At 29.7% G+C, this 21857-nt stretch carries 18 protein-coding genes, 1 tRNA gene and 3 pseudogenes; 11 read left to right on the forward strand and 11 right to left on the reverse strand.

Translation table 11 applies throughout. The features are described from left to right. Window positions 1–4: 4 nt before the first annotated feature. Together CF386_RS11745 and CF386_RS11750 are read right to left on the reverse strand one after the other, a co-directional pair. Window positions 5–973 (reverse strand): ParB/RepB/Spo0J family partition protein, encoded by a 969-nt coding sequence (locus tag CF386_RS11745; protein WP_089074620.1) that lies wholly within the window; start codon window positions 971–973, stop codon window positions 5–7. Then, window positions 974–2194: a ParA family protein gene (locus CF386_RS11750; RefSeq protein ID WP_089074621.1), complete on the reverse strand. Its 1221-nt coding sequence runs from the start codon at window positions 2192–2194 to the stop codon at window positions 974–976. Between the two features lie 921 nt (window positions 2195–3115). On the opposite strand from CF386_RS11750, the gene CF386_RS12725 reads away from it, so the two are divergent. Continuing rightward, the gene (locus CF386_RS12725; RefSeq protein ID WP_145955062.1) at window positions 3116–3370 is read left to right on the forward strand and encodes a hypothetical protein; all 255 of its coding nucleotides are present in this window, start codon (window positions 3116–3118) and stop codon (window positions 3368–3370) included. Between the two features lie 1318 nt (window positions 3371–4688). After that, a pseudogene (locus CF386_RS11760) lies at window positions 4689–6652 on the forward strand (replication initiator protein RctB domain-containing protein). A gap of 246 nt (window positions 6653–6898) precedes the next feature. Here the strand turns inward: CF386_RS11760 and CF386_RS11765 are convergent. Genes CF386_RS11765 through CF386_RS13790 form a run of 3 tightly spaced genes read right to left on the reverse strand, consistent with a single transcriptional unit; the run spans window position 6899 to window position 9235 of the window. After that, window positions 6899–8449, reverse strand: coding sequence for a DHA2 family efflux MFS transporter permease subunit (locus tag CF386_RS11765; protein WP_089074623.1), 1551 nt, complete (start codon window positions 8447–8449; stop codon window positions 6899–6901). A 4-nt stretch (window positions 8450–8453) separates the two neighbouring features. Next, window positions 8454–9071 (reverse strand): HlyD family secretion protein, encoded by a 618-nt coding sequence (locus CF386_RS11770; RefSeq protein WP_089074624.1) that lies wholly within the window; start codon window positions 9069–9071, stop codon window positions 8454–8456. After that, a complete protein-coding gene (locus CF386_RS13790; protein ID WP_455430257.1) occupies window positions 9068–9235 on the reverse strand; it encodes a hypothetical protein in 168 nt (55 codons plus the stop codon). The genes CF386_RS11770 and CF386_RS13790 overlap by 4 nt, the downstream gene beginning before the upstream one ends. 803 nt (window positions 9236–10038) lie before the next feature. Here CF386_RS13790 and CF386_RS11780 point away from each other — a divergent pair. After that, window positions 10039–10194: pseudogene (locus CF386_RS11780) on the forward strand (helix-turn-helix domain-containing protein); the annotation flags it as partial. A gap of 97 nt (window positions 10195–10291) precedes the next feature. Here CF386_RS11780 and CF386_RS12730 read toward each other — a convergent pair. Both CF386_RS12730 and tal read right to left on the reverse strand, forming a co-directional pair. Then, on the reverse strand, window positions 10292–10510 hold the full coding sequence (locus CF386_RS12730) for a hypothetical protein (protein ID WP_145955063.1): 219 nt from the start codon (window positions 10508–10510) through the stop codon (window positions 10292–10294). 128 nt (window positions 10511–10638) lie between these two features. Continuing rightward, entirely contained in the window at window positions 10639–11592 is a 954-nt protein-coding gene (gene tal / locus CF386_RS11790) for a transaldolase (RefSeq protein ID WP_089074628.1), read from the reverse strand. 272 nt (window positions 11593–11864) lie between these two features. Between tal and CF386_RS11795 the strand changes: the two genes are divergently transcribed. Continuing rightward, a complete protein-coding gene (locus CF386_RS11795) occupies window positions 11865–12074 on the forward strand; it encodes a cold-shock protein (RefSeq protein ID WP_089074629.1) in 210 nt (69 codons plus the stop codon). Window positions 12075–12122: 48 nt separating this feature from the next. Here the strand turns inward: CF386_RS11795 and CF386_RS11800 are convergent, their stop codons facing one another. Further along, a complete protein-coding gene (locus CF386_RS11800; protein ID WP_089074630.1) occupies window positions 12123–13148 on the reverse strand; it encodes a surface lipoprotein assembly modifier in 1026 nt (341 codons plus the stop codon). Between the two features lie 248 nt (window positions 13149–13396). Between CF386_RS11800 and CF386_RS11805 the strand changes: the two genes are divergently transcribed. The 4 genes and pseudogenes from CF386_RS11805 (at window position 13397) to CF386_RS13220 (ending at window position 15786) form a co-directional block, all read left to right on the forward strand. Continuing rightward, window positions 13397–13471: transfer RNA gene (locus CF386_RS11805), tRNA-Gly, on the forward strand. Window positions 13472–13508: 37 nt separating this feature from the next. Beyond that, window positions 13509–14266: pseudogene (locus CF386_RS13210) on the forward strand (UvrD-helicase domain-containing protein); the annotation flags it as partial. Window positions 14267–14302: 36 nt separating this feature from the next. Continuing rightward, the gene (locus tag CF386_RS13215; protein ID WP_225971807.1) at window positions 14303–14914 is read left to right on the forward strand and encodes a 3'-5' exonuclease; all 612 of its coding nucleotides are present in this window, start codon (window positions 14303–14305) and stop codon (window positions 14912–14914) included. Window positions 14915–14922: 8 nt separating this feature from the next. Further along, the gene (locus CF386_RS13220) at window positions 14923–15786 is read left to right on the forward strand and encodes a 3'-5' exonuclease (protein ID WP_225971769.1); all 864 of its coding nucleotides are present in this window, start codon (window positions 14923–14925) and stop codon (window positions 15784–15786) included. Here CF386_RS13220 and CF386_RS11815 read toward each other — a convergent pair. Continuing rightward, window positions 15783–16019 (reverse strand): DUF1496 domain-containing protein, encoded by a 237-nt coding sequence (locus CF386_RS11815; RefSeq protein WP_089074631.1) that lies wholly within the window; start codon window positions 16017–16019, stop codon window positions 15783–15785. The genes CF386_RS13220 and CF386_RS11815 overlap by 4 nt on opposite strands. Window positions 16020–16177: 158 nt before the next feature. Between CF386_RS11815 and CF386_RS11820 the strand changes: the two genes are divergently transcribed. Together CF386_RS11820 and CF386_RS11825 are read left to right on the forward strand one after the other, a co-directional pair. After that, window positions 16178–16867, forward strand: coding sequence for a DUF899 family protein (locus CF386_RS11820; protein WP_089074632.1), 690 nt, complete (start codon window positions 16178–16180; stop codon window positions 16865–16867). Window positions 16868–17037: 170 nt separating this feature from the next. Continuing rightward, entirely contained in the window at window positions 17038–17223 is a 186-nt protein-coding gene (locus CF386_RS11825) for a hypothetical protein (RefSeq protein WP_158522409.1), read from the forward strand. 14 nt (window positions 17224–17237) lie between these two features. Here the strand turns inward: CF386_RS11825 and rmuC are convergent, their stop codons facing one another. Together rmuC and CF386_RS11835 are read right to left on the reverse strand one after the other, a co-directional pair. Then, window positions 17238–18641, reverse strand: coding sequence for a DNA recombination protein RmuC (gene rmuC, locus CF386_RS11830; protein ID WP_089074634.1), 1404 nt, complete (start codon window positions 18639–18641; stop codon window positions 17238–17240). Window positions 18642–18650: 9 nt separating this feature from the next. Then, a complete protein-coding gene (locus CF386_RS11835) occupies window positions 18651–20435 on the reverse strand; it encodes a cation:proton antiporter (protein ID WP_089074635.1) in 1785 nt (594 codons plus the stop codon). Between the two features lie 124 nt (window positions 20436–20559). Between CF386_RS11835 and CF386_RS11840 the strand changes: the two genes are divergently transcribed. Beyond that, complete coding sequence (locus tag CF386_RS11840; RefSeq protein WP_158522410.1) at window positions 20560–21771, forward strand: MFS transporter; 1212 nt, start codon at window positions 20560–20562, stop codon at window positions 21769–21771. Window positions 21772–21857: the final 86 nt, after the last annotated feature.

Consider the following 21857-nt stretch of genomic DNA (forward strand, 5'->3'; position numbering starts at 1 on the left):
ACTGTTAAGTTAAGTGCTCTTCTAAAATCATAAGTATTTTTTTTGCTTTTTCTTCGTTAATATCAGATATTTTTAAAGCAAGATTATTATTAGAAAGCTTGTAATTAATCTTACCTGATAGTAAATTTCCAATATTCTCACTCTTTTTATTTTCCGGTCTGATTGAATTAATAATATTTTCTAATTTAATACTCACTTCTTTTATAAGTCTGGTTGTACCAATGGTCCCTATATCACTTAATTTATAAAATTCAGTTTTCTGGATTTTCTGAATTACTGAATCTTTTTCCTTTTGCGTTAGCTGGTTAAATATTTTGTGTATTTTTACAATAGTTGGACGCCCGACTTCACTAACATTAGGATAGACTCTAAGTAAATCTAACGGTAAGTCAGCGGCTTTCAAAGCACCACTAACTAAGGCCTCACTACATTGAAAAAGATTAGATAACTCCTTCTGATCCCTAGCTTTCCCTGTTTTCAAAGCATTCTTCATTTCTTTGCCTTTTTCATAAAGAGAAAGAGACTTATGAGCATTTGCTACATCAGATAAAAATTTAGCATGATTTGAGTTGACATTTTGAGCTACATAAATAAGAAATTCTTTTTGAGCGTAAATACAAGCTTGTCTTCTTCTACTGCCATCTAAGACCTCAATTTTATTTCCATTTTGTCTTCCTATCGCGGGATACTGTTGGCCTTTAGTTTCTAGGGTATATAAAATATCAGATAAAGCACTTTTTGTGAGAAACTCCTGCTCTCTCGCATTTTCCTCGAACACATTAGTTTTTATTTCAATTTGATTTGCTGGAATTTTCACTAATCTAAATGTAATTGCCTCTTCACCAGCAACATTTAATTCAATGAATGGTGCTTTTTCTTGCATAGCTAATTTTGTTTCTTCTTTATTGGATGTTTTTCGCTTATCCACTCTACCAAATAACTTTGCATTCAAATCTTGTGTTTTAATAACCATTTAAATATCCTTCTTTAAAGTTGACCAATAGCTATGAAGAACTCTTTCAAACTCTAAGCCTACTTTTTGAATAGCTTCTTGAGCAGATTGAAGCGTTCTTTTACCACCTTCAAAGTCATGAATAGTTAAATCATAAACAGTACTATATGTGTCTGCACAAGTTTCAAAAGCACGACTTCTTGGAATTGTTGCCATCATAACGATTTCCCGTAATAAATAATTCATTTCCGTAAGAACTGACATTTGTTTTTTATTATCATCTTCAAACATTGTCGGCATTAAACGAATAAATTTTAAACCATCCCAATCCTTTGGAAACATTTGATAAACAGTTGGCAAATGCTGAAAAAAATTAACAGTAGCACTCCAATCTAACCTTTTTGCAGCACATGGTATCAATAATGCATTTGATGCATACATTGCATTCCATACAAGTGGATCAACATGAGGTCCTGTGTCAATCATAATAATATCAAAATCATCAGAAATTCGGTCAATTACTTTTTCTTTTAATAATTTAACAACACCATCTAAAGATTGATTCTCAGCTAAATCTTGCCATGCTTCTGCATTAAACATTGAATCTTCAGGAAAAGCTGCAATTGTTTTTAAGTTTGGATATTGTGTTGGCAAACAAACTTTTTCTAACAAAAATTCACGGTCGATTGTTTCATCATCTGGGATATTATCTAGCATAACATCTACAGCAGAATAAATATTATCCTGTGAACTTGAACTTATTTGTGGATTTAAAAATAACCGTAAAGATCCTTGAGGATCAAGATCTATTAGACAAATTCTATATCTTTTTTCAATATTTAGAGCCAAACTTGCAGCCATATGTACTGCGGACATTGATTTACCTGTACCTCCCTTTTGATTTTGAATATTTATAATCCATGGTTTATGCTCGTGGTTCTTTTTTTGATGAAAGGCTGGTATATTTGCATAATCCATTATTTGGTGAGCTTCAGGTAAAGTTAATGAATAATGGTTTGCATTATTTTTAGTAAACTGATGACCATCACTTTCCATTTTAGCAATAGCATCATCGAGTCTTCTTCTCGTTAATCCAGAACGTGTTTCCATAAGGGCTTTAGACATGGGAGGGAATGGATCTTTTTTCCTTTCATCTAAAACTATTTGTATTCTATCCGATTGAACTTGCTGAGTTTGTTCTGCTATCGTTAGCAGATGATCAATGGTTGATTCCCTATTCATATTTATCACCTAATAATCACAATTAAACTAATTGTACAGCAAATTTAAAGTAACTCAACAAAAAGGTGTTAATTTTGTGCTAAATATCAATTTAAATTTGTTGAATATGTGAGGAATAAAAATATATATTTTAAAAGTTACAGTGTATATATTTACAATGTAAATTTATTTTTTTCGGAAAAATATAATAATTCAAGTTAATTACATTGATTGTAATTTCAATTTCAAGTTTTATTTAATTAAAAATATAAATCTACAGATAAATATAACTTTAATCCTCTAAAAAATTAAATGAGTAAGATATATAAGTTTTAAATGGTTAATCTTGATCATTCTTTCATATAATTAATCAAAATTATCATTCACGCCGAAAAGTTTAGACTAAATGACGCACACAATTAAAAATATAGTTGAGTTAGATAGAAAGCGATTAAACATCAAATAAATATTTTAGTCAGAAATACAAAGGTTAAAACCTTTAATACCAAGTAAAAAAGTTTAAAAATTTAAATATTTGAACATTGTCCTAGACTAAGATGATGGCTCTTTAAAAAAATGTTTGGAAAGGTTTTTGTATTATTAAGAATCTATTCGGTAATTAATGCTTAGTACATACGATTATGTTTTAATATTATAAAATGTTACTTCTATTTTATACATGATCATCTTGCTACACTTTTGCAGGCTTTATACTATTTTTTCTTGATCATCTTTCTAGCATTTTGCAAGATTACATCTATTTTATTCTTGATCATGTTTCTATAACTTACAGGATTATATATATTTAAATCTTAATCAATTTTTAATATATTACATGTATATATGTATTTATTTCTTGATCATACTTCTAACATTATGCTGGATTAGATCTATTATATCCATGATCATCTTTCTAACATTTTACAGGATTACATCTATTTGATGGTTGATCATGTTTCTGAGATTTTACAGGATTACATCTATTCGATACTTGATCATGTTTCAGAAATTTTACAAGATTACATCCTTTCAATACTTGATCATGTTTCTAAGATTTTACAGGATTACATCTATTTGATACTTGATCATGTTTCTGACATTTTACAGGATTACATCTATTCGATACTTGATCATGTTTCTATGATTTTACAGGATTACATCTATTCGATACTTGATCATGTTTCTAAGGTTTTATAGGATTGTATCTATTCGGTACTTGATCATGTTTCTATAATTTTACAGGATTACATCTATTCGATACTTGATCATGTTTCTAAGGTTTTATAGGATTGTATCTATTCGGTACTTGATCATGTTTCTTGTAATTTACAAGATGACATCTATTATAATCTTGATCATGTTTCTGATATTTTATAGAATTACATCTATTCGATACTTGATCATGTTTCTGATATTTTACAGAATTACATCTATTATATTCTTGATCATGCTTTGTAATGATTGGCATTTTCATATAACTTAAAAGTAAATGCTGCTTGATCATTCTTTCTTGGTTTGTTAAAAAATTAAACAACAACTTAGTTGTAGTATTCTCAAATAAGAGAAAAAAAACAATTAAAAATCATAAGTATATGAAATTGTTGTTTTTATTTATATTTTTTTATATAAATATTCAAGAGTTGTTTAGAAAAAGCACAAAATATTAATTGAAAATAACACTTTTCATGATCATGTTTTCAAACAAATCGTAATAATTTGAAATTTTAAGTTAGGTACAGTTATTCAAAAAAATTTCTTTGATCATTAATCAACAAATATAGATATTCATATATTAAATCATTGATAAATATGGATAAATTAATTTTGGTTCAATCAATAATATTCATTTTAGAACTGCATAATATCATAAGTAATTGTTTATATTGATAAAATTCAATGTTTTATCTTTTTTGAAACATGATCAAGGTTAAGTTTCTTGATTATTGGAAGCATATGAATTTTAAAAAATTTACGGTAAATGTTGAATACATAAGGAACTGACAAAAAAAATTATAATAATTTACTTGATCATTCTTCTTCATGGAAGAATAGAAATATTACTGTTATTTACATAAAGTGTTATTTCGATTAAAAACCCACTCCTGTGGATAAGTTTGTTAACAAAGTGTGCATTTACCTTGATCAACTTTTCTTTGTCACTATGATCAACAGTCAATATTGATATTGATCATAGTTCTAGATTTATATGATCATGCATCCTGAAAAAGATGATCACCTTTCCTAAATAATATGATCATTCTTCTATAAGCTTCGACATAAAACTATTTTATTTCAATGACTTAAAATTGAAATGGCATCCATATCAATATATCATATATATCATTTATAACAAATTAATCAAAAAGATCTTTGTTATACAAAAAGATTAATTTTATAAAAAAAAGTTTTATTTATAAAAAATAAAAAAAGATCTTTATTTATTTTATAAAATAGTCTAATCTTCGGAAGTATATAAGAATTACAACTAAAGAAAAATGGATTTAAAAAGATATTCATGAAAAAAGTTTTAATTTCAGCTCCAAGAGATCATAAAGGTGGACACCTTTTCAAAATACACAATTCTTTAATCGACTGGATCCCACAGTACCAACACTTTAAAGGTGCAACTAAAAGTATTATAGAACTTTTAAATTTAATATCTTTGAAAGGCTTATCATCCAATGACGGACTTGTATCCACAACAGAAATAATTGAGGCAACTGAAGGACAATTAACAAGAGCAGCTATTCAACAAAGATTAAGGGCTGCTGTGAATATAGGTTTATTTACTCAAGAGCCTGTTCAGTTTGAAACAGGTCTTGCAGGTAAAACTATGTTACATTCATTTGTAAATCCATCAAGCTTGATCACTCAATTAGGTTCAAATGCTCTTACATCAGAAAAATCTAAATTATTAGACAAGCAAAAACGGTCAAAAGCATTGAATCAAAATGTTGTTAATAAACAATTATTAAGTCAGTATGGATTAGGAACGCCACCAAGCATTCCAAATGAAGCAGATCAGATTGTCGTATCGCCTGCTGGATGGGCCGGAATTATTGATCAAGCATTAGCTCCATCAAGAGTGAAAAAAAACTATCAGAAAGCTATGGTAGCTATTAGTGGAACAAAAGCTGTAATAGAAACAAGATCTTCAAAAACGATTATGACAGTCGATGATATGATGACTCTATTCGCTCTTTTTACACTCACTGTTCAATACCATGATCATCACATGCATGAATATGAGATTCAAAATAAAAAGATGGATAACAAAACACCTGTTTATATTACAGATGTTTTAGCTCTAAGAGGAAAAAAAGATAGTGGCCCTGCAAGAGATGCAATTCGTGAAAGTATAGATCGTATTGAGTTTACCGATTTTCAACTTCATGAATTGACTGGACGCTGGTTAAGTGAAAATATGCCTGAAGGTTTCAAAAGTGATCGATTTAGATTTGTAGCAAGGACAATTACAGCATCCGATGAAGCACCTACCGAAGGCGAAGATGGCGAGATAAAAATTAAACCTAATCTCTACATATTAGTTTGGGAGCCTTCATTTTTTGATGAACTTTTAACCAGAGATTATTTTTTCTTTTTCCACCAGAAATCTTGAGACAACATACGTTAATATTTCAATTATATTCTTTTTTTAGAAATAGAATGTCCTCCAGACGAATATCGGATCTTATGCTTCTCAGCGATTTAAATCAAAAATTAGCAAGAAATATTGAATGGAAGAGGTTTTCTTCCGATATCATCAGAGAGTTAAGAAAACTCTCTGATAAAAAAACTGATGAATTATTTATCGTTAATTTATGGGGTTATCATCTTAAAGTCACTCAAATAGGAGCTGGCAAAAATTTAGATTACGAAATTGATATTAAATGTGATCAAGACGAAGTAGTTAAATACTCTAGAGCTTCTACAATTAATCAAGGTAAAAGGAGTATGGCTCCAACAATGCCTAACCCACTTAGAAATGAAATCTTGCCTAAAAAGGAGTTAGATGAACTTTCAACCATAATAGATGGAGAATTTGAGCCTATCCAACTACGAAAAAATCGTGTTAATGGGAAATTAGGTCGGCGTGTTAAAGTTAGAAAACATTTAGTTGAAATTAATTCAGATGAAATGACCATCACTTTATCTAAATATACCTCTCAAGAGGCTCTACAAAGGAGTGTAACAGCATTATCGGGTTTAACAGGGAATAGTAGTCAAATTATCTTAGATGAGTGTCAGGGGCTTATTGATAAACTTGAATGGTTATACGTAGATCAGAAAAAAATAACTTACGAAGAGTTAAGTAAAGTCATTGAATTTTATAACTCTTCAAGTACAGATAAACACCTATCAATTGAAAGTCTTATTTCAGGTCTTGCTGTAAGAAAAAAAGTGAGTAAATTATTATTTGAAAATAATATAAATGATCAAGTTAAAAGAGCTTTGGATGAAATTGCTAATGGTATTTAGTTTAAATATTGTAAGCTTCATTTAACCATAAAATAATTTATGGTTAAATGTTTTTTATTAGATGTAATACTTTAGTTTTTTGGTTTATTAAGAAATACTAAAAATCCCGCAATGGTTGTTAATACCATAAGAGTAAAATAAATATCATTATAAGCTATTATTGAAGCATTTAACTGAATTTTTTGATTCAATTGGTTTAGAGCCATTAAATGCGATTGATTACTGTCGAAACCATTCATAATAAACTTATTTTTTATATTTTGAACATATAATAAATACTAAAAACCCCGCAATGGTTGTTAATACCATAAGAGTAAAATAAATATCGTTATAAGCTATTATTGAAGCATTTAACTGAATTTTTTGATTCAATTGGTTTAGAGCCATTAAATGCGATTGATTACTGTCGAAACCATTCATAATAAACTTATTTTGTAAATTTTGAACATAATCTAATGCGTTTTGATCAAGTGATGAAACAGTGCTTTTTATACTGTTTGAATTAGCTCTAGAAAGATTAGTTACCATAGTTTGTATGATTGCTATCCCAAAAGAAGAACCCAAATTTCGCGACATATTGACTAAAACAGAAGCTTGGTCAATTTTATCCTTTGATATTGTATTAAAGGCAATAATTTGTATTGGTATTATTATAAAAGGTATACCCATACCCCTTAATATTATAGACGGTATCATTTGATCACCAGCAAAATTAGGCGACATATGTATGTTAGCATAACTACTCATTGATAATATTAAAAAACCAGAAAAAACAATATATTGTGCTGGAATATACTTAATTAATTTTGGGATTAATGGTGCACAAATGATTTGAGGAATGACCATCCACATAATTACCTCACCAACTTGAAGAGGATTGTAATCATGAACCTGCTCCAAATATAAAGGTATGACGAACATTACTCCCAATAGATAAAAACCGAATACAAAAAATATTAACAAACTAACTAGAAAGTGCCAGTCCTTAAATAGGTTTAAATCTATCAAAGGTTTTTTTGCTTTTCTTTCAACTAGGGTAAAATATGTTAAGCTAACAATGGATATAACTAATAATAAAGTAATGAGTGATGATTGAAACCAATTGTTCTGGTTTCCTTGTTCTAAAACAATCAATAAAGAGGCTAGACCAATTGATATTAATAATATACCTAACCAATCTCCTTCAAGGAAAGCTTTTTTATTTAATTCATCTGTATCTAAACTATAAAAAATCATTGGTATTAAAATTAATCCTGGAATTAAGTTTATATAGAAAATATATTCCCATGAAAAGTTTTGAGTTAGCCATCCTCCTAAAGTACCACCTAAAGTTGGTGCTAATGCAGCTATCAAACCAAATAAGCTCATCCCAATTGGCTGTTTAGACTTTGGTAATAAAAAACTCATTAACGAGAGAGCAATTGGTATCAAAGCTCCTCCACTGAGGCCTTGACAAACTCTGGCTATAACGATCGTATTTAAACTGTTTGCCAAGGTACAACCTACAGATGATATTAGAAATAATATAACAGACCAGAGAAGGTAGCGCCTTATACCTAAAACCTCAATAAGCCAAGCAGTGACTGCAATTGCTATTATTTCTGCAACTAAATAAGAAGTAGAAATCCACGAAGCCTCATCTTCAGATAATGAAAATGCCCCAGTTAGTTCTTTAATGGATGTATTGGTTATTGTGATATCAATAATTGCAAGGAAAGCGCCCAATAACCCTGCAATAACACCAACCCATTGTCTTGGTGTGACAGTTTCAATTTTAGGTAATTCTTGTTCTTGCATTTGATTACCTTAAATCAACAGTTACATAGGCTGACAGACCAGGAATTAAACGTGCTTTATTCTTTTGAATGTTTGTTAATGTTATTTTAACGGGTATTCTTTGTACGATTTTAGTAAAATTTCCTGTGGCATTATCAGCTGGTAAAAGGGCAACTTCTGAGCCAGATGCAGGCGATATACTATTAACCTCACCACTAAAGTTTAAATTAGGATAAGCATCAAAAGTAATTTCGACTTTTTGTCCCTTTTTCATATTTTGGATTTGAGTTTCTTTGAAATTGGCTTCGATCCATATATCTGAAGAGGGGACTAAAGTTAATAATTTACTTCCGTTTTGTACATAAGTTCCTTTTTGAATACTTCTTTGAGCAACAAATCCATCCACAGGTGCAAAAATCTTCGTACGTTGGTAATTTATTTTTGCTTTTAATAAATCTGATTCATGAGCTTTTAAAACTGCTTTTTGTTCTTTAATACTGCTGTCTAAAACGGCTAATTTTTTTTGAGCAGCAGATAAGGTAGCTTGCCCTGAATTAACTTTTGCTTGAGATGTTTTAAGTTTTGATAAAGCAGAGTCTAAATCATTTTTGGATTGAAAGTTTTTGGATACTAAAACTTTTATTCTGTCGTAATTTTTTGATCATAGACTTCTTGCGCTTTGGCTGAATCAAGTTCGCTATTAGATTTTTCAATTTCAGAGTTTTGCATTTGAAATTGAGCCTCGTAATTTTTAATAGTTGCTTTTGATACAGCGATGTTGGCTTCTGCTTGTTTTAGATTAGCCACATAATCTTGATCATCTATAGTGGCTAATAAAGTCCCTTTTTTGACGAAACTATTATCGATTATGTAATTATTAGTGATGACACCACTTACTTGAGCACTTATATTTGTTAAATTACCTTTCAGATACGCATCGTCAGTAGATTCGTAATATTTGGCCCAAAGTTCCCAATATAATAGGGCAATTATACCAACTGAAACAAAAATTATGGTTACAATAATAAATGGATTTTTATTTTTATATTCATATTAATCTTTTTAAATTTTTTATGGTTGATATTTTATATTAAAAACACTGTTTTTTAAATAAGTGAATTAATATTTTTTTTAAAATGATTGATTGCAAAAATAGTTAGCTTTTAATGAATTATCAAGAGTGAATCTTAATTTCATGAGAAGGCATACTCTTCATAAACAATAAGTTCTGGTATTAATTTTTTCATATACTCTCCTAAAATTTTATTTCTGATTTAATTTTAAATCCGTACACGAAAGCACTGAAGTTGAAGTTAATGATGTAGCAACACAAATATAAGTAACTATTTTTATCATATATCTAATCTCCTATTGTTTTTATTCTAATGGATATAAGTATATCTATTTTAAAGCTTGCTATTTTTCGACATATTGACAAATTATATAGATAACACGACCATATAATCTTATATTAGTAAAAAAACATTTAATGATTTAGATAACTGTATATTTCTCATTTGAGAAATAAACTGCATATAATAAAAACATTTTTCCCGCCTAGAAAATATGAATCGAATACAAGATATTCTTACAAATAAGTAGCAGATTCCAAAAACTTCTCTAGTACAGCAGAAAAATTGGAAATCTCGACTTCTCAAGAGAGTAAACGTCTTGCTAAATTAGAAAAAGAATTAGGAGTCGTTTTGATTCAAAGAACAACAAGAAACTCTGAGCTAACAGCATTAGATATAAACAAGGGAATATAAAAGAATGTATTTATTTAAGAGGCGATCAAATTTATTAAGTTTTATAGAATAGTAAGGAAGCCCTAAAAAGGGCTTTCTTTTAAAATATTAAATAGTGTTATCTCCTATTTCCATAACGGCCTTGGAATAAATCACCACCTCTTTTATTGTGAACTAGAAAATTTGATATGTTATTCGGGTTTTGCTCATCCATAGAATTCTGAATGTTACTAAAATCTTTCGAATTAAAGCTATCTTGCTGTAATGTAAAATCAGACGCGATAACTGAAAACGAAAAACCCAAACATGCAATAAGAGATATAAACATATTTTTCATAATAAACTCCAATTTTATTAATAACAATTCAAGTATAGTCTTATTATGAATAAATATGATTTTATAATGAATAAAAAAACATTTTTGTAAAGTTTTTTCGATTTTATTCAAATTTATTCTATGCCAAGTCATAGATAAAATTGTTTAATCATCTCTTCAAGTTTTTCTTGATCACGGGCAAATAAAAGAATTCCTTCTGCTAGTTTTTCAACTGCCATTAAATCAGAATTGTGTTCCCATAAAAATTGCTGATGAGTTATATTTGGTATCTTTTCGTTGGTTTCAATAGCATTGTTGAGCTTTTGGGAAACAACATTACGGCTTTCACTTAATTGCTCAAGAAGTTGAGGACTGATAGTTAATTTATCACAACCAGCTAACTCCAGTATTTGACTAGTATTTCTGAAGCTCGCACCCATTACAATTGTTTTAAAATTATACTTTTTGTAGTATGAAAAAATTTCTTTAACTGATTTAACACCAGGATCATCAGAGCCAACATATTCAGTTTTATTTCTGTTGACATACCAGTCATAAATTCTTCCAACGAATGGTGAAATTAAGTACACGCCAGCATCGGCTGCAGCTTTCGCTTGCGCCATTGAAAATAACAAGGTTAAATTACAGTGGATACCTTTTTGTTCTAAAATTTTTGCTGCCTGAATTCCTTCCCAAGTAGAAGCTATTTTTATGAGCACTCTAGATTTGTTGACTCCTAATTGCTCATAAAGTGAAATAAGTGTCTCTGCTTTTCTTATGGTCTCATCGGTATTATATGATAGCCGAGCATCTACTTCTGTTGAAATTAAACCTGGAATATGGTTTAAAATTTCTTTGCCAATTTTGACAGCAAGATAATCACAAGCCAACTCCACTTTTTGTTCTATTGTGTTAGTGACTGCTGAAGCATATTGAACAGCTTCATTAATAAAGGGTTTATATTCATCTAATTGGGTTGATTTTAAAATTAATGATGGGTTAGTAGTTGCATCAGATGGCTTGTATTTAATGATTGATTGAATATCACCTGTATCAGCAACAACATCTGTAATTTTTTTAAGTTGTGAAAGTTGAGTTTCCATGAGTTGTTGTCATCCTCTATTATCTATCTTTTATGATATAAACATAACAACAAAAGTATTAGAATTAAAGGGAATTATAAAAACAAACTCATAACGATACAAAGATCACAATTTGAAATGCTTTTTAGAAGACATATTTTTATAAATACGAAAAATTTAGCCATTTAGCTTGATTATAATAGAAATAATACATTATTATGATGTGGTTCAAAAAAAGTAATAAATGATTAAAACCAGAATCAAGAAGATAAGTAAAAAAGTTAGGAGAACATATGTCAAAGGAAATAGGAACTGTTAAATGGTTTAATGCAAGTAAAGGATTTGGCTTTATTACTCAGAATGAAAATCAGCCAGATATCTTTGTTCATTTTCGTGCAATTCAAAAAGAGGGATTCAAATCTTTAAATGAAGGGGATAAAGTATCTTTTAAAATTGAAAATGGTGAGAAAGGGTTGCAAGCAACGGAAGTTGAGTGTGTTTAACCTTTTAATTGGAGATTAATTTTTTTTATTAATCTCCATAACTTTATTCTAAAAACTATAACCGATTCCGAAAAATCCGCCTAGAGATGAATATTCATAAAAATCTATATTTGAACTATTGTACTTATAATCTAAATTAACTGAACCAAACAATTTTTTTACGCCAAAAAGATTTGGATATGTATAGTTTAAGTTTATGCCATATGTATTATCTTTTTCTTTTTTGTTAGGTAAGTTAACCACATCAATTTTGTCATCATAATTTGTTGAAGCATACATAATTGTTGATGCAATAGTACCTGAAGCAAAGTTTGTTCCAAGTGTGGCATTCAGGGCATATCTGTTGAAACTTCTAGCACTGCCATCAGCATTATTTTTTGTATAATTCCCACCAACTCTGAAGGTTAAATCTTCGTTTAGTTTTGTAAGGTACGATAGTTCGGTGTAATAAAAGTTCGAATCTCTTGACATTATGGATGGATTTGGTGATTGTTCTTTATCTACATCTCTTTTACCCGCAATGAAGGTTATACCAATACCTGAATTATAAATATTATCTAATTTTCCAGTAATGCCTTTGTAAGTATCATCTGTTTTACTTCTATCTTGGCCTGTAAGAAATGGATTTTTCCATGTTTTGTAAATACTAAACGAATCAAATACGCTGATTTGAGCAACTGTTTTATTATCAAAAATGTGCCTATATCCAAGTTCAGGAGCAGCTATTCGACCCAAATAATAATTTTCTCTCGTTACACCAAAAAAAATCTGATCTTGTAAAGAATTAAAAGTATACGTTAAGTTAACAAGCGGTAATAAATTAAATTCAGTGTGAGAATTTCCCTTGTTATTCTGGCCATCCCACATTTTGTTATCATCATCAGTACTAAACTGATCATCGGTGTGGTTAAATCCAATTGCTGCAATTGCGGCTCCCGCAAAACCTGGTTCGGCAGCAAGTTTTCCTGTTGATGCTTGCTGAGCTAACACGTTCCCTGAAACACTAAAGATTAGAAGGGCAGAAGCTAATTTAGATAATTTATTTAGGTTAGATTCCATTTTTATATTTTTCATTTAATTTTCCATGTCAATTGATTGATAATAATAGTAGATTTTTACAACATAATTTTCCAATTATGGTTGAATTATATGTTAAACTTTGGGGCTAATGTCAATTATTTATTTCTTTATTCAGCTTATATTCAATTTCATCGAAAATGAGTGAAAAATATTTTTGATTAAAATAAAAGCAGTTGATTTTTATTTGTAAAAATTATCTTTATTTTTTTTAAAATTATGGCAATATATATACCTAGTTATTAGCGGGCATCGTATAATGGCTATTACCTCAGCCTTCCAAGCTGATGATGCGGGTTCGATTCCCGCTGCCCGCTCCAATAGTCATTCTCCATATCCTTTACCTTTTTATTTTACATGACAAACTTCACTACGGAACAAGTAAAATTTATTAATCATAAAAATGGACATGCCCTTTGTGTTGCTGGTGCAGGTACTGGTAAGACGACCACTCTTGTGGCCCTGATCCAGAAAAAATTATCAGAACTTAATCAAGATGAAGCGCTTGTTTTGATGTTTAACCGAGACATAATGATTGATTTCAAACGTAAACTAAATGGATTAAATGTAGAGCTAAAACCACCAGTTTTGACATTCCATAGTTTTTGTCTAAATGTATTAAAAAAATTCAAATTTTTCCAGAAAACTGGGCATAGATTAGAATATAATCACAACGAAAAAGATAAGAATATTGCTCGAAAAGTTCTCAATAAAATGTCTGAAAATATAAAAGATATTGCGGAGAGGCAAATATACAAGGAACCAAAAACTTTAGAGTTATTAGTTAACTTTGTTGGGCTAGTAAAAGCTTATTTGTTGGAACCAAAAGAAGTTTTTGATATTTCTGAAATTAGCAAAGAGTATTTGTTCATTATCCAAGCATATGATCTTTATGAAGTTGAAAGAAAAAAAGAAAAATTACTCTTTTTGATGATTGGATTGTTGAGGCTGTAGGTCTTTTAGAGAATAACGATCATATAAAAGAATTTTATCAAAATAAGTTAAAATTAGTTGTTGTGGATGAGTTCCAAGATATTAATCCAGCCCAACATAAATTAATAAAACTGATGCTAGGCGAAAAGTCACAATTAATAGCAGTTGGAGATGTGGATCAATGTATATATAAATGGAGAGGAAGTGCACCTCACTTCATGTTAAATTTTGAAAAAGATTTTGCCCCATGCGATATTTATCACCTATCTCATACTTTTCGCTTTGGACATAGCTTAGCTTTAGCTTCAAGTCATTTGATATCAAAAAACAAAGAAAGGTTTCATGATTTCTTAACCGTATCTCATTCAAATGTCGACAATACGGATATCAAAGTTATGGAAAGTAATCGTCAAGTTGGGGATATCATTCAATCTATTCATGATTATCTTTGCGCTGGTGGGAAGGCAAGTGATATTGCAATCTTAGTAAGAAGGTGGTCACAAACCTTATTATTTGAATTAGCCTTTTTAACAAAAAATATTGATTATGTTATTCCGATTCCATCAATTTTGGTCCATAGTAAAGAAGTTAAGCTTATCATCTACTTGATGTTAATTGTTACTGGTAAATTTGATTCGTTGGACTTACGTTATAAGGCAAATATTGCCTTTTTGATTTTTACGTTTCCACATTGCTATATTGTGACTGGAACTTTAGTTGAAATTTGCGAATATCTTTCGAAATTATCGATAGATCAATGGATAGGAAGTGTTGAAACATTAAAACAAAAATATCCAAATGCGCAACTAGATGTTTTGAAAAAAGAATAGAAGTTGTTTTGACTCTCAAGACAAAAAAAAATCAAAAAGCAACTCAAATTTTTAAAGAGTATAGAGAGCAATCAAGACTTGACAAATGGATATGGAAAACACAAACAACTTTAAGTGATATTGAAGAAACTATTGAACGTCTCAACTCTGTTGATAAGATCCTTGAGTCATTGGATTATTCTTGCGAACAAGCTTTGAATTATTTTGAATATTATACTAAACGCTCCTTTGATCGCTCTCAAAAACATAAAGATACAGATCAAGTTAAATTAACAACGATCTTCAGAGCTAAGGGGTGTGAATTTGAACATGTTTATTTGCCTTATTGGGAAAAAGGAGAATTTCCTTATACGAATCGACTAGCAACAGGCATGAACTCTGAAATAGAAGATGAAAGACGCCTGGCATATGTGGCTTTGACTAGAGCAAAGCAATCCGCAAAGATTTTCTATTCTAAAAATAAAGATGCATCTGAGAAAGTTAGTCGAGCTAGTCAGTTTATTTTTGAAACAGATCATTTATATTCTCAAAATCTAGGCCTATTACTTTATGGTAGTGATGATGAGTTTAATAAAGGATCTGAACTATCTGAGCAGTATATTTTGAAAGCGGGTAAAAGTGTAGTTGATTTTAAACCATATATTTCATCTGATGTAAAAGAGTTTAATTATGATTGGGCAATTCAACAGAAAGTTAAAACTGAACAAAGAGTTTTACTTAATGAATTAATTACGACGAAAACCATAAAATATTTAGATAAAGAACTTAAAATTTTAACCCAAAAACTTCAAAAAGAACCTAATGACAATAAACTAAGTAATCGTCTCATCATGATTGCTCATGCAAAATACTTCAAATTAGTTAACAACTAGTTTAATTTGATCCAACTTAGCTCACCATTTGTTTCAAAAGAATTTCTTTTATCACATTGAAATTTGATATTATTAATTTCTATGATGGATCCAAATGAATACTTTTTATTTTCGAAATAACAAAGCTTACTTGAAGAAATAACATCTCCAGCATCGATATCAACCCGATCTCGTAAGTTACCATAAGAAAAAGTAGATAGAAATAAAATTACAATAACATAATATTTAGTCATAGTGTTTAACTTAAAATGTAAAACCAGCCAAATAATTATCACGTCCAAATTTTTTCAAAAATTAAATTTTTACAAAAATTAAAATCAAACTAGAATTATTTTAACGATAATTAATTTAAAATATTTATGAAGCCCCATAATATTGTTACAAAAGATGAGTGGATAAAAAAAGGAAAGAGTTGTTAGGTAAGGAAAAACAATTAACTAAATTAAAGGATGAATTAACCTTAGAAAGAAAAAATTTACCATGGTATCAGATGAAAGAAGATTATTTGTTTGAAGACGAGCATGGTAAAGTTAAGTTTAGGGACTTATTTAATAATTGTAGACAACTCATCATGTATCATTTGAGATATCATTTTAGTTGGAAGTACCCATCAAAAGAATGCGCTTTTTTTGCTGAGCATTTCAATGGAGTATCCAATCATTTAAGATCTCGCGATACTTCATTTGTTGCTGTCTCAAATGTAGATATTAACAAAATAACAGCCTTTTCTCGACGAATGTCATGGAACTTTAAGTGGGTTTCCTCGTTAGGGAGTGATTTTAATTACGATTTAAATTTATCACGATCTGAAAAAATGGGATTTGACCCCATCTCCTATAATTTTGATAATAATTTGTGTTATGGTGATGAGGTTTTTGGTATTAGTATCTATTTTATGGATGAAAAAAGTAATATTTTTTGCACATATGCGACTTTTGCTAGAGGTGTTGAGGTTGTTAATACAACCTATAATTTATTAGATTTAACACCATTAGGCAGAGATGAGGAACAATTAGCATATCCTTTGGCTTGGCTAAATTTTAAAGATTTATATTCCTTTTGTAAAAAAAATGTAAAATAATTTTCCAATTGGAGAGATTATTTTTATTAACATAATGATTTTACTATAATTTAACTTTAATGGTTCAGTGCTGTTTTTTTAGACACTTTAATTTTATATCAATTTGTGTTATTAATTAAATATTATTATCTTATGAGATTATGATTATGAAAAATTTTATAATAGCTTTTATGTCTAGTCTATTCACATTGTTTGTGTTGTTTTTTGCATTTATGTTTGCCATCGTCGCTGGGGTTTTTGGGTTGATGTTCAAACTAGTGAATAGTTTTACTTCATCGCCCCAAAGAAGAAAAAGTACAGACGGTAGAGTAATCGAAGGGGAGTTTACCGATAACTCAAAGACAAAGCTGCCTTAATATAAATTTCTTATTTAGGAATCAATTCCTTTAAGTCTTTCTATTTCAATTTTAGACTTTTCAACCAATGATTTTGGAAGTTCTGTTTGCACTGCTACGCCTAATTCCTTGAATTCGTTTGCCTGTTTTATTAAATTACCTTGACCTGTATACAATTGACTTATTACTTTATCATAAGTTTCTCTTGTTTTATTGATAGAGGCACCAACTAATTCTATATTACCCAAAAAACTAGATAATTTTTTATGAAACAATTGGGCTCTTTTAGCTAACTCTGCTGAATTTTTGGATTGTTGTTCAAATTGCCATAGTTGCTTTACAATATTCAAACTAGTTAAAAGTGTAGTTGGTGTAGTCACTAAAATATTTTTATTTAAAGCTTCTTGAAAAATATTAGGTTCATGTTTGATAGCCTCAACATATGCAGACTCAACAGGAATAAACATAATAACAACTTCGGGTGTTTTTATGTTTGGTAACTCCCAATATTGTTTATTAGATAGTTCTTTTATGCGATCTTTAATAGCTAAAATATGTTTTTTTATGGCTAGATCTCGCAAGATTTGGTCGTCCTGATTTACGAAATCAGTATATGCATTTAGAGACGTTTTAGCATCAATAATTATATGTTTATTCTGAGGTAAAAAAACAACCACATCGGGTCTTTTTTTCCCCGACTCTGTATTGAAACTTACTTCTCTCTCATAGTCTGTACCAAGAGTTAATCCTGCATTCTCCAGAACATTTTCAAGAACTAGTTCGCCCCAATTACCTTGTGTCTTTTTTTCTCCTTTTAAGGCGACTGTCAAATCATGAGTCTGTTGAGTTATATTTTGATTTAACTGTTGTAAGAGCTCCAGTTGAGTCTTTAATTCAACTCTTTGTTTTGATTCTTCGGTGTGAATTGCATCTAATCTATTTTTAAACTTACTTAGTTCCTCTTGTATAGGGTTAACTATGTGTTTAAGTGATTGTGAGCTCGTGCTTTCAAATGATTTTGAATTTTGTTCTAAAATGCTATTTGCAATATTTTGAAACTCTAATTTAGTTTGCGTTTTAATATCTTTAAGTTGCTGTAATTGTTCTTCAAAATGTTTTTTTTCATTCGTATAAGTTGTTTTTATAATATCATATTGCTCTTTTTGAGCGTTGTATTTGTTGATATTTTCTTCACACTGTAAAACTAAATCTTTTTTTTCTTTTTGAAGTAATAATATCATTTCTTGAGATTGATTATTTTGTTGTTTAAGAGTTGCTAAATCCACTTCAAGACTATTAACTTCAATCATTTTATTTTCTTTTAATTCACTCAATAAGGACATGGCATTATTAAACTTATTGATATAGTGTTTAATTTGATAAAGAAAAATTACAGAGGTGGTAATAAATACTATAAAAAAAATGATGTAACTTAACATAATACTCTCTTATTTATCGTTAATTAAGGCAACTATAGTAGAACCTGGTTCGGTGGTAAGGATATCATTTAGACCTAAAATTTTAATATTGTTTTCTTTGTCTACAATAAAAAGTGGAATCACTTTATTTACATAATTTTCAAGGTAATTTTCAACTGTAAATGTTTCACTTATTTTAGTGTGTCTAATAGCAGCTCCTTTTTTGATTGCAGTTAATATTTTTTGATAACTTAGGTTATTTAACATAAACTGACCCCGATACTGGCTAGCTGATTTATGTTTATTTTTATATTCGCTCAATTCCTTTTTTTCAATGAGTGCATAGACATTATTTTTACTAAAATTATCAATAAATTTGTTACTGGCAATTAAATTAAAATGCTCATCCGATGTGACTGATATTGCTGAGCCAATTCCAATCAAATTTAAATACTCATCAGCATGGCTTGAGGTTGGATTTCCATAGTAAGTTTCAAAGCCAGCCATTCTTGCATCCCTAATATAATCCCAGTTAGAGTCAGTCAATATAACCTTGTAATCATATTTTTTTATAGCTAAAGCAAGCATACGCGCAAATTCATTTGCACCAATTACTAAAAACCCATGAGGTGAAGGTTCAGCAACTCCTAATAATTTAGCTATCGGTCTTGCTGTAATACTCTGCAGAACAACTGTACCAATAATGACTAAGAAGGTCAGTGGTACAATTAATTCTGCATTTTCAACTTGAATTGATACTAGTTTAATGGAAAAAAGGGCAGATATTGCAGCTGCGACAATTCCTCTTGGAGCAACCCAGGATAAAAACAGCTTTTCTTTGAAATTAAGGGTGCTTCTGATAGTTGAAATAAATATTGATAGAGGACGAGATATAAACTGTATAAAAATGAGTACGAATAAAGCGTTCCAACCAAGAGTGCTAAAATCAGATAATTGAATTCTTGAAGCTAAAATTAAAAATAATCCACTAATAAGCAAGATCGTCAAGTTCTCTTTAAAGTGAAGAATATGTTTGATATCCACCTCTTTAGTATTAGCTAGCCACATTCCTAAAATTGTAACGGACAATAACCCGGCCTCATTTTCAATCATATTTGATAGGCTAAAGACCATCAAGACAAACGTTAAAACAGCAAAAGAATGAAGGTATTCAGGTAGGTAATTTTTTCTAAGTATATGAGCTAGAATTATTCCGCTTATGATACCCATGAATATACCAATCATGATAATGATAGAAAATACCTTTAGGCTGTGAAGCTCACTACTTGACATGATAAATTCGTAAATAATAACAACAAATAGGGCACCAATAGGGTCAATTAATATACCTTCCCATCTGAGAATTTTAGCTAGGTTGGATTGAGGCTTCACTGTTCTCAATAAAGGAGCAATTACTGTTGGGCCAGTAACAACGGTTAAACTACCGAATAAAATAGCAAGTGACCAACTAAAGTTTAGGATATAGTGCGTTGCACAGCTCGTTAAGATCCAACTAATTATTGCCCCCCAACTTACCATAGAACGAACTGTTTGGCCGGCACCTTTTAGTTCTTTGAAGTTCAGCGTTAAACTTCCTTCAAATAATATTATTGCAACTGACAGTGATACCACAGGAAATAGCAAGTCACCAAATAATAAGTCTGGTTGTAGTATATTTGAGAAAGGACCGAGGAATAAACCCAATAATAATAATAATAAAATGGAAGGAACTTGAAATTTCCACGATACCCATTGACAAAGAAAACCAACTAAAGCTAAAGATGATAAAATTAAAGAGATGTTTTCGAGTGACATAAAGTTCCTGGTTACAAGCTAAAGACAATTAATAGATATAATTAGGTATACTAACATAAATGTTTGACATCTAGACCAAATAAAATATGATATTTTTATTATATCTATGGAGTATAAGTCTCACATGTCTAAAAAGATAGCTTTTTTAACCTCGAGTATTATTTTATTTGAATGGATTGAGTTAATTTTATATTTATATTTAGGAACCATATTTAGCCAATATTTTCTCGGTAATAACGCTGAAAGTCTTATATATATTTATGCTATATTTGCAATTTCTTATTTAGGTAGACCTATTGGTGGATTAGTTTTCGGTTACTTTTCTGATAAATATGGAAGAAAAGGTCCTTTATTAATGAGCTCACTACTTGTTGGTGTATCGACATTATCTATTTCTTTAATACCAAGTTTTGAGAATATCTCATGGTATGCACCTATATTTCTATTGTTAGCTAGGTTTATTCAGAGTATTGCAGTATCAGGAGAGTTCAATAATGCTTCCATTTATTTATTGGAGCATTCACAGGACAAAAAAACATTTGCAAGTTGTTTACCAGCTACAGCAGCATCTGCAGGTATGTTGGTAGCTCTTGCTTTATCCTATTTAATAGGTAATAGCACAAACATATATCTATGGAAATATGTTTATTTTATTCTTGGGTTAATGTCTATTATTATTTTTTTCCTACGAAAAAATTTGTCAGAGTCTCCAGAATATTTAAAAAGCTTTAGCTCTACTTCAACAAAAAGTATTTGGAGAACACTGCTCCAATACAAGAAAGAGTTATTTCAATTAATATTTCTTGGTTCTTTTTTGAGTATTTTTATATATATATATAATGGGTTATTTATGAGCTACATAGCTCCAACACTCAATTATTCAGCGAATAATTCAAAATTGATTATGGCATTCACACAATTGTGCGTGACTCTTTTAATTCCAATTATTGCATTGTATGCTGAAAAAAGAAATTATAGAGTTATCCTCAAATCGACAATTCCATTAATAGGACTTATGAGCTTGTGTTTATTTTATGGGGCACTATTAGGAAATTCAAACATTGTTGTGATAGGTTTGATATTGTATATTTTAGGAAATGCATCGATTTCTGCTACCATTTTTCGTTATTTAGCTGAAAATTTACCTACTGAAGTACGATGCACTGGATGCAGTTTTACATATAGTCTGGCTGTGGCTTTTTTAGGAAGTACAGCTCCTTTATTGGGAGAGTTAATGATTCAAAAACACTCTCTACTAGGTCCTGCTTATTATATATGTACATTTACTTTCATAGCATACCTTTGTGTCAATTTAAAAGATCGTATAAAAGCTTAAATGTCTTGTAATAAAATATCCAATTAGTGAAGACTTTTCCCAGTTTACTGAGATTAGTCTAATACACTAATTTTGAAATTGATTTA

This window comes from Paraphotobacterium marinum (assembly GCF_002216855.1).
GTDB lineage: Bacteria > Pseudomonadota > Gammaproteobacteria > Enterobacterales > Vibrionaceae > Paraphotobacterium > Paraphotobacterium marinum.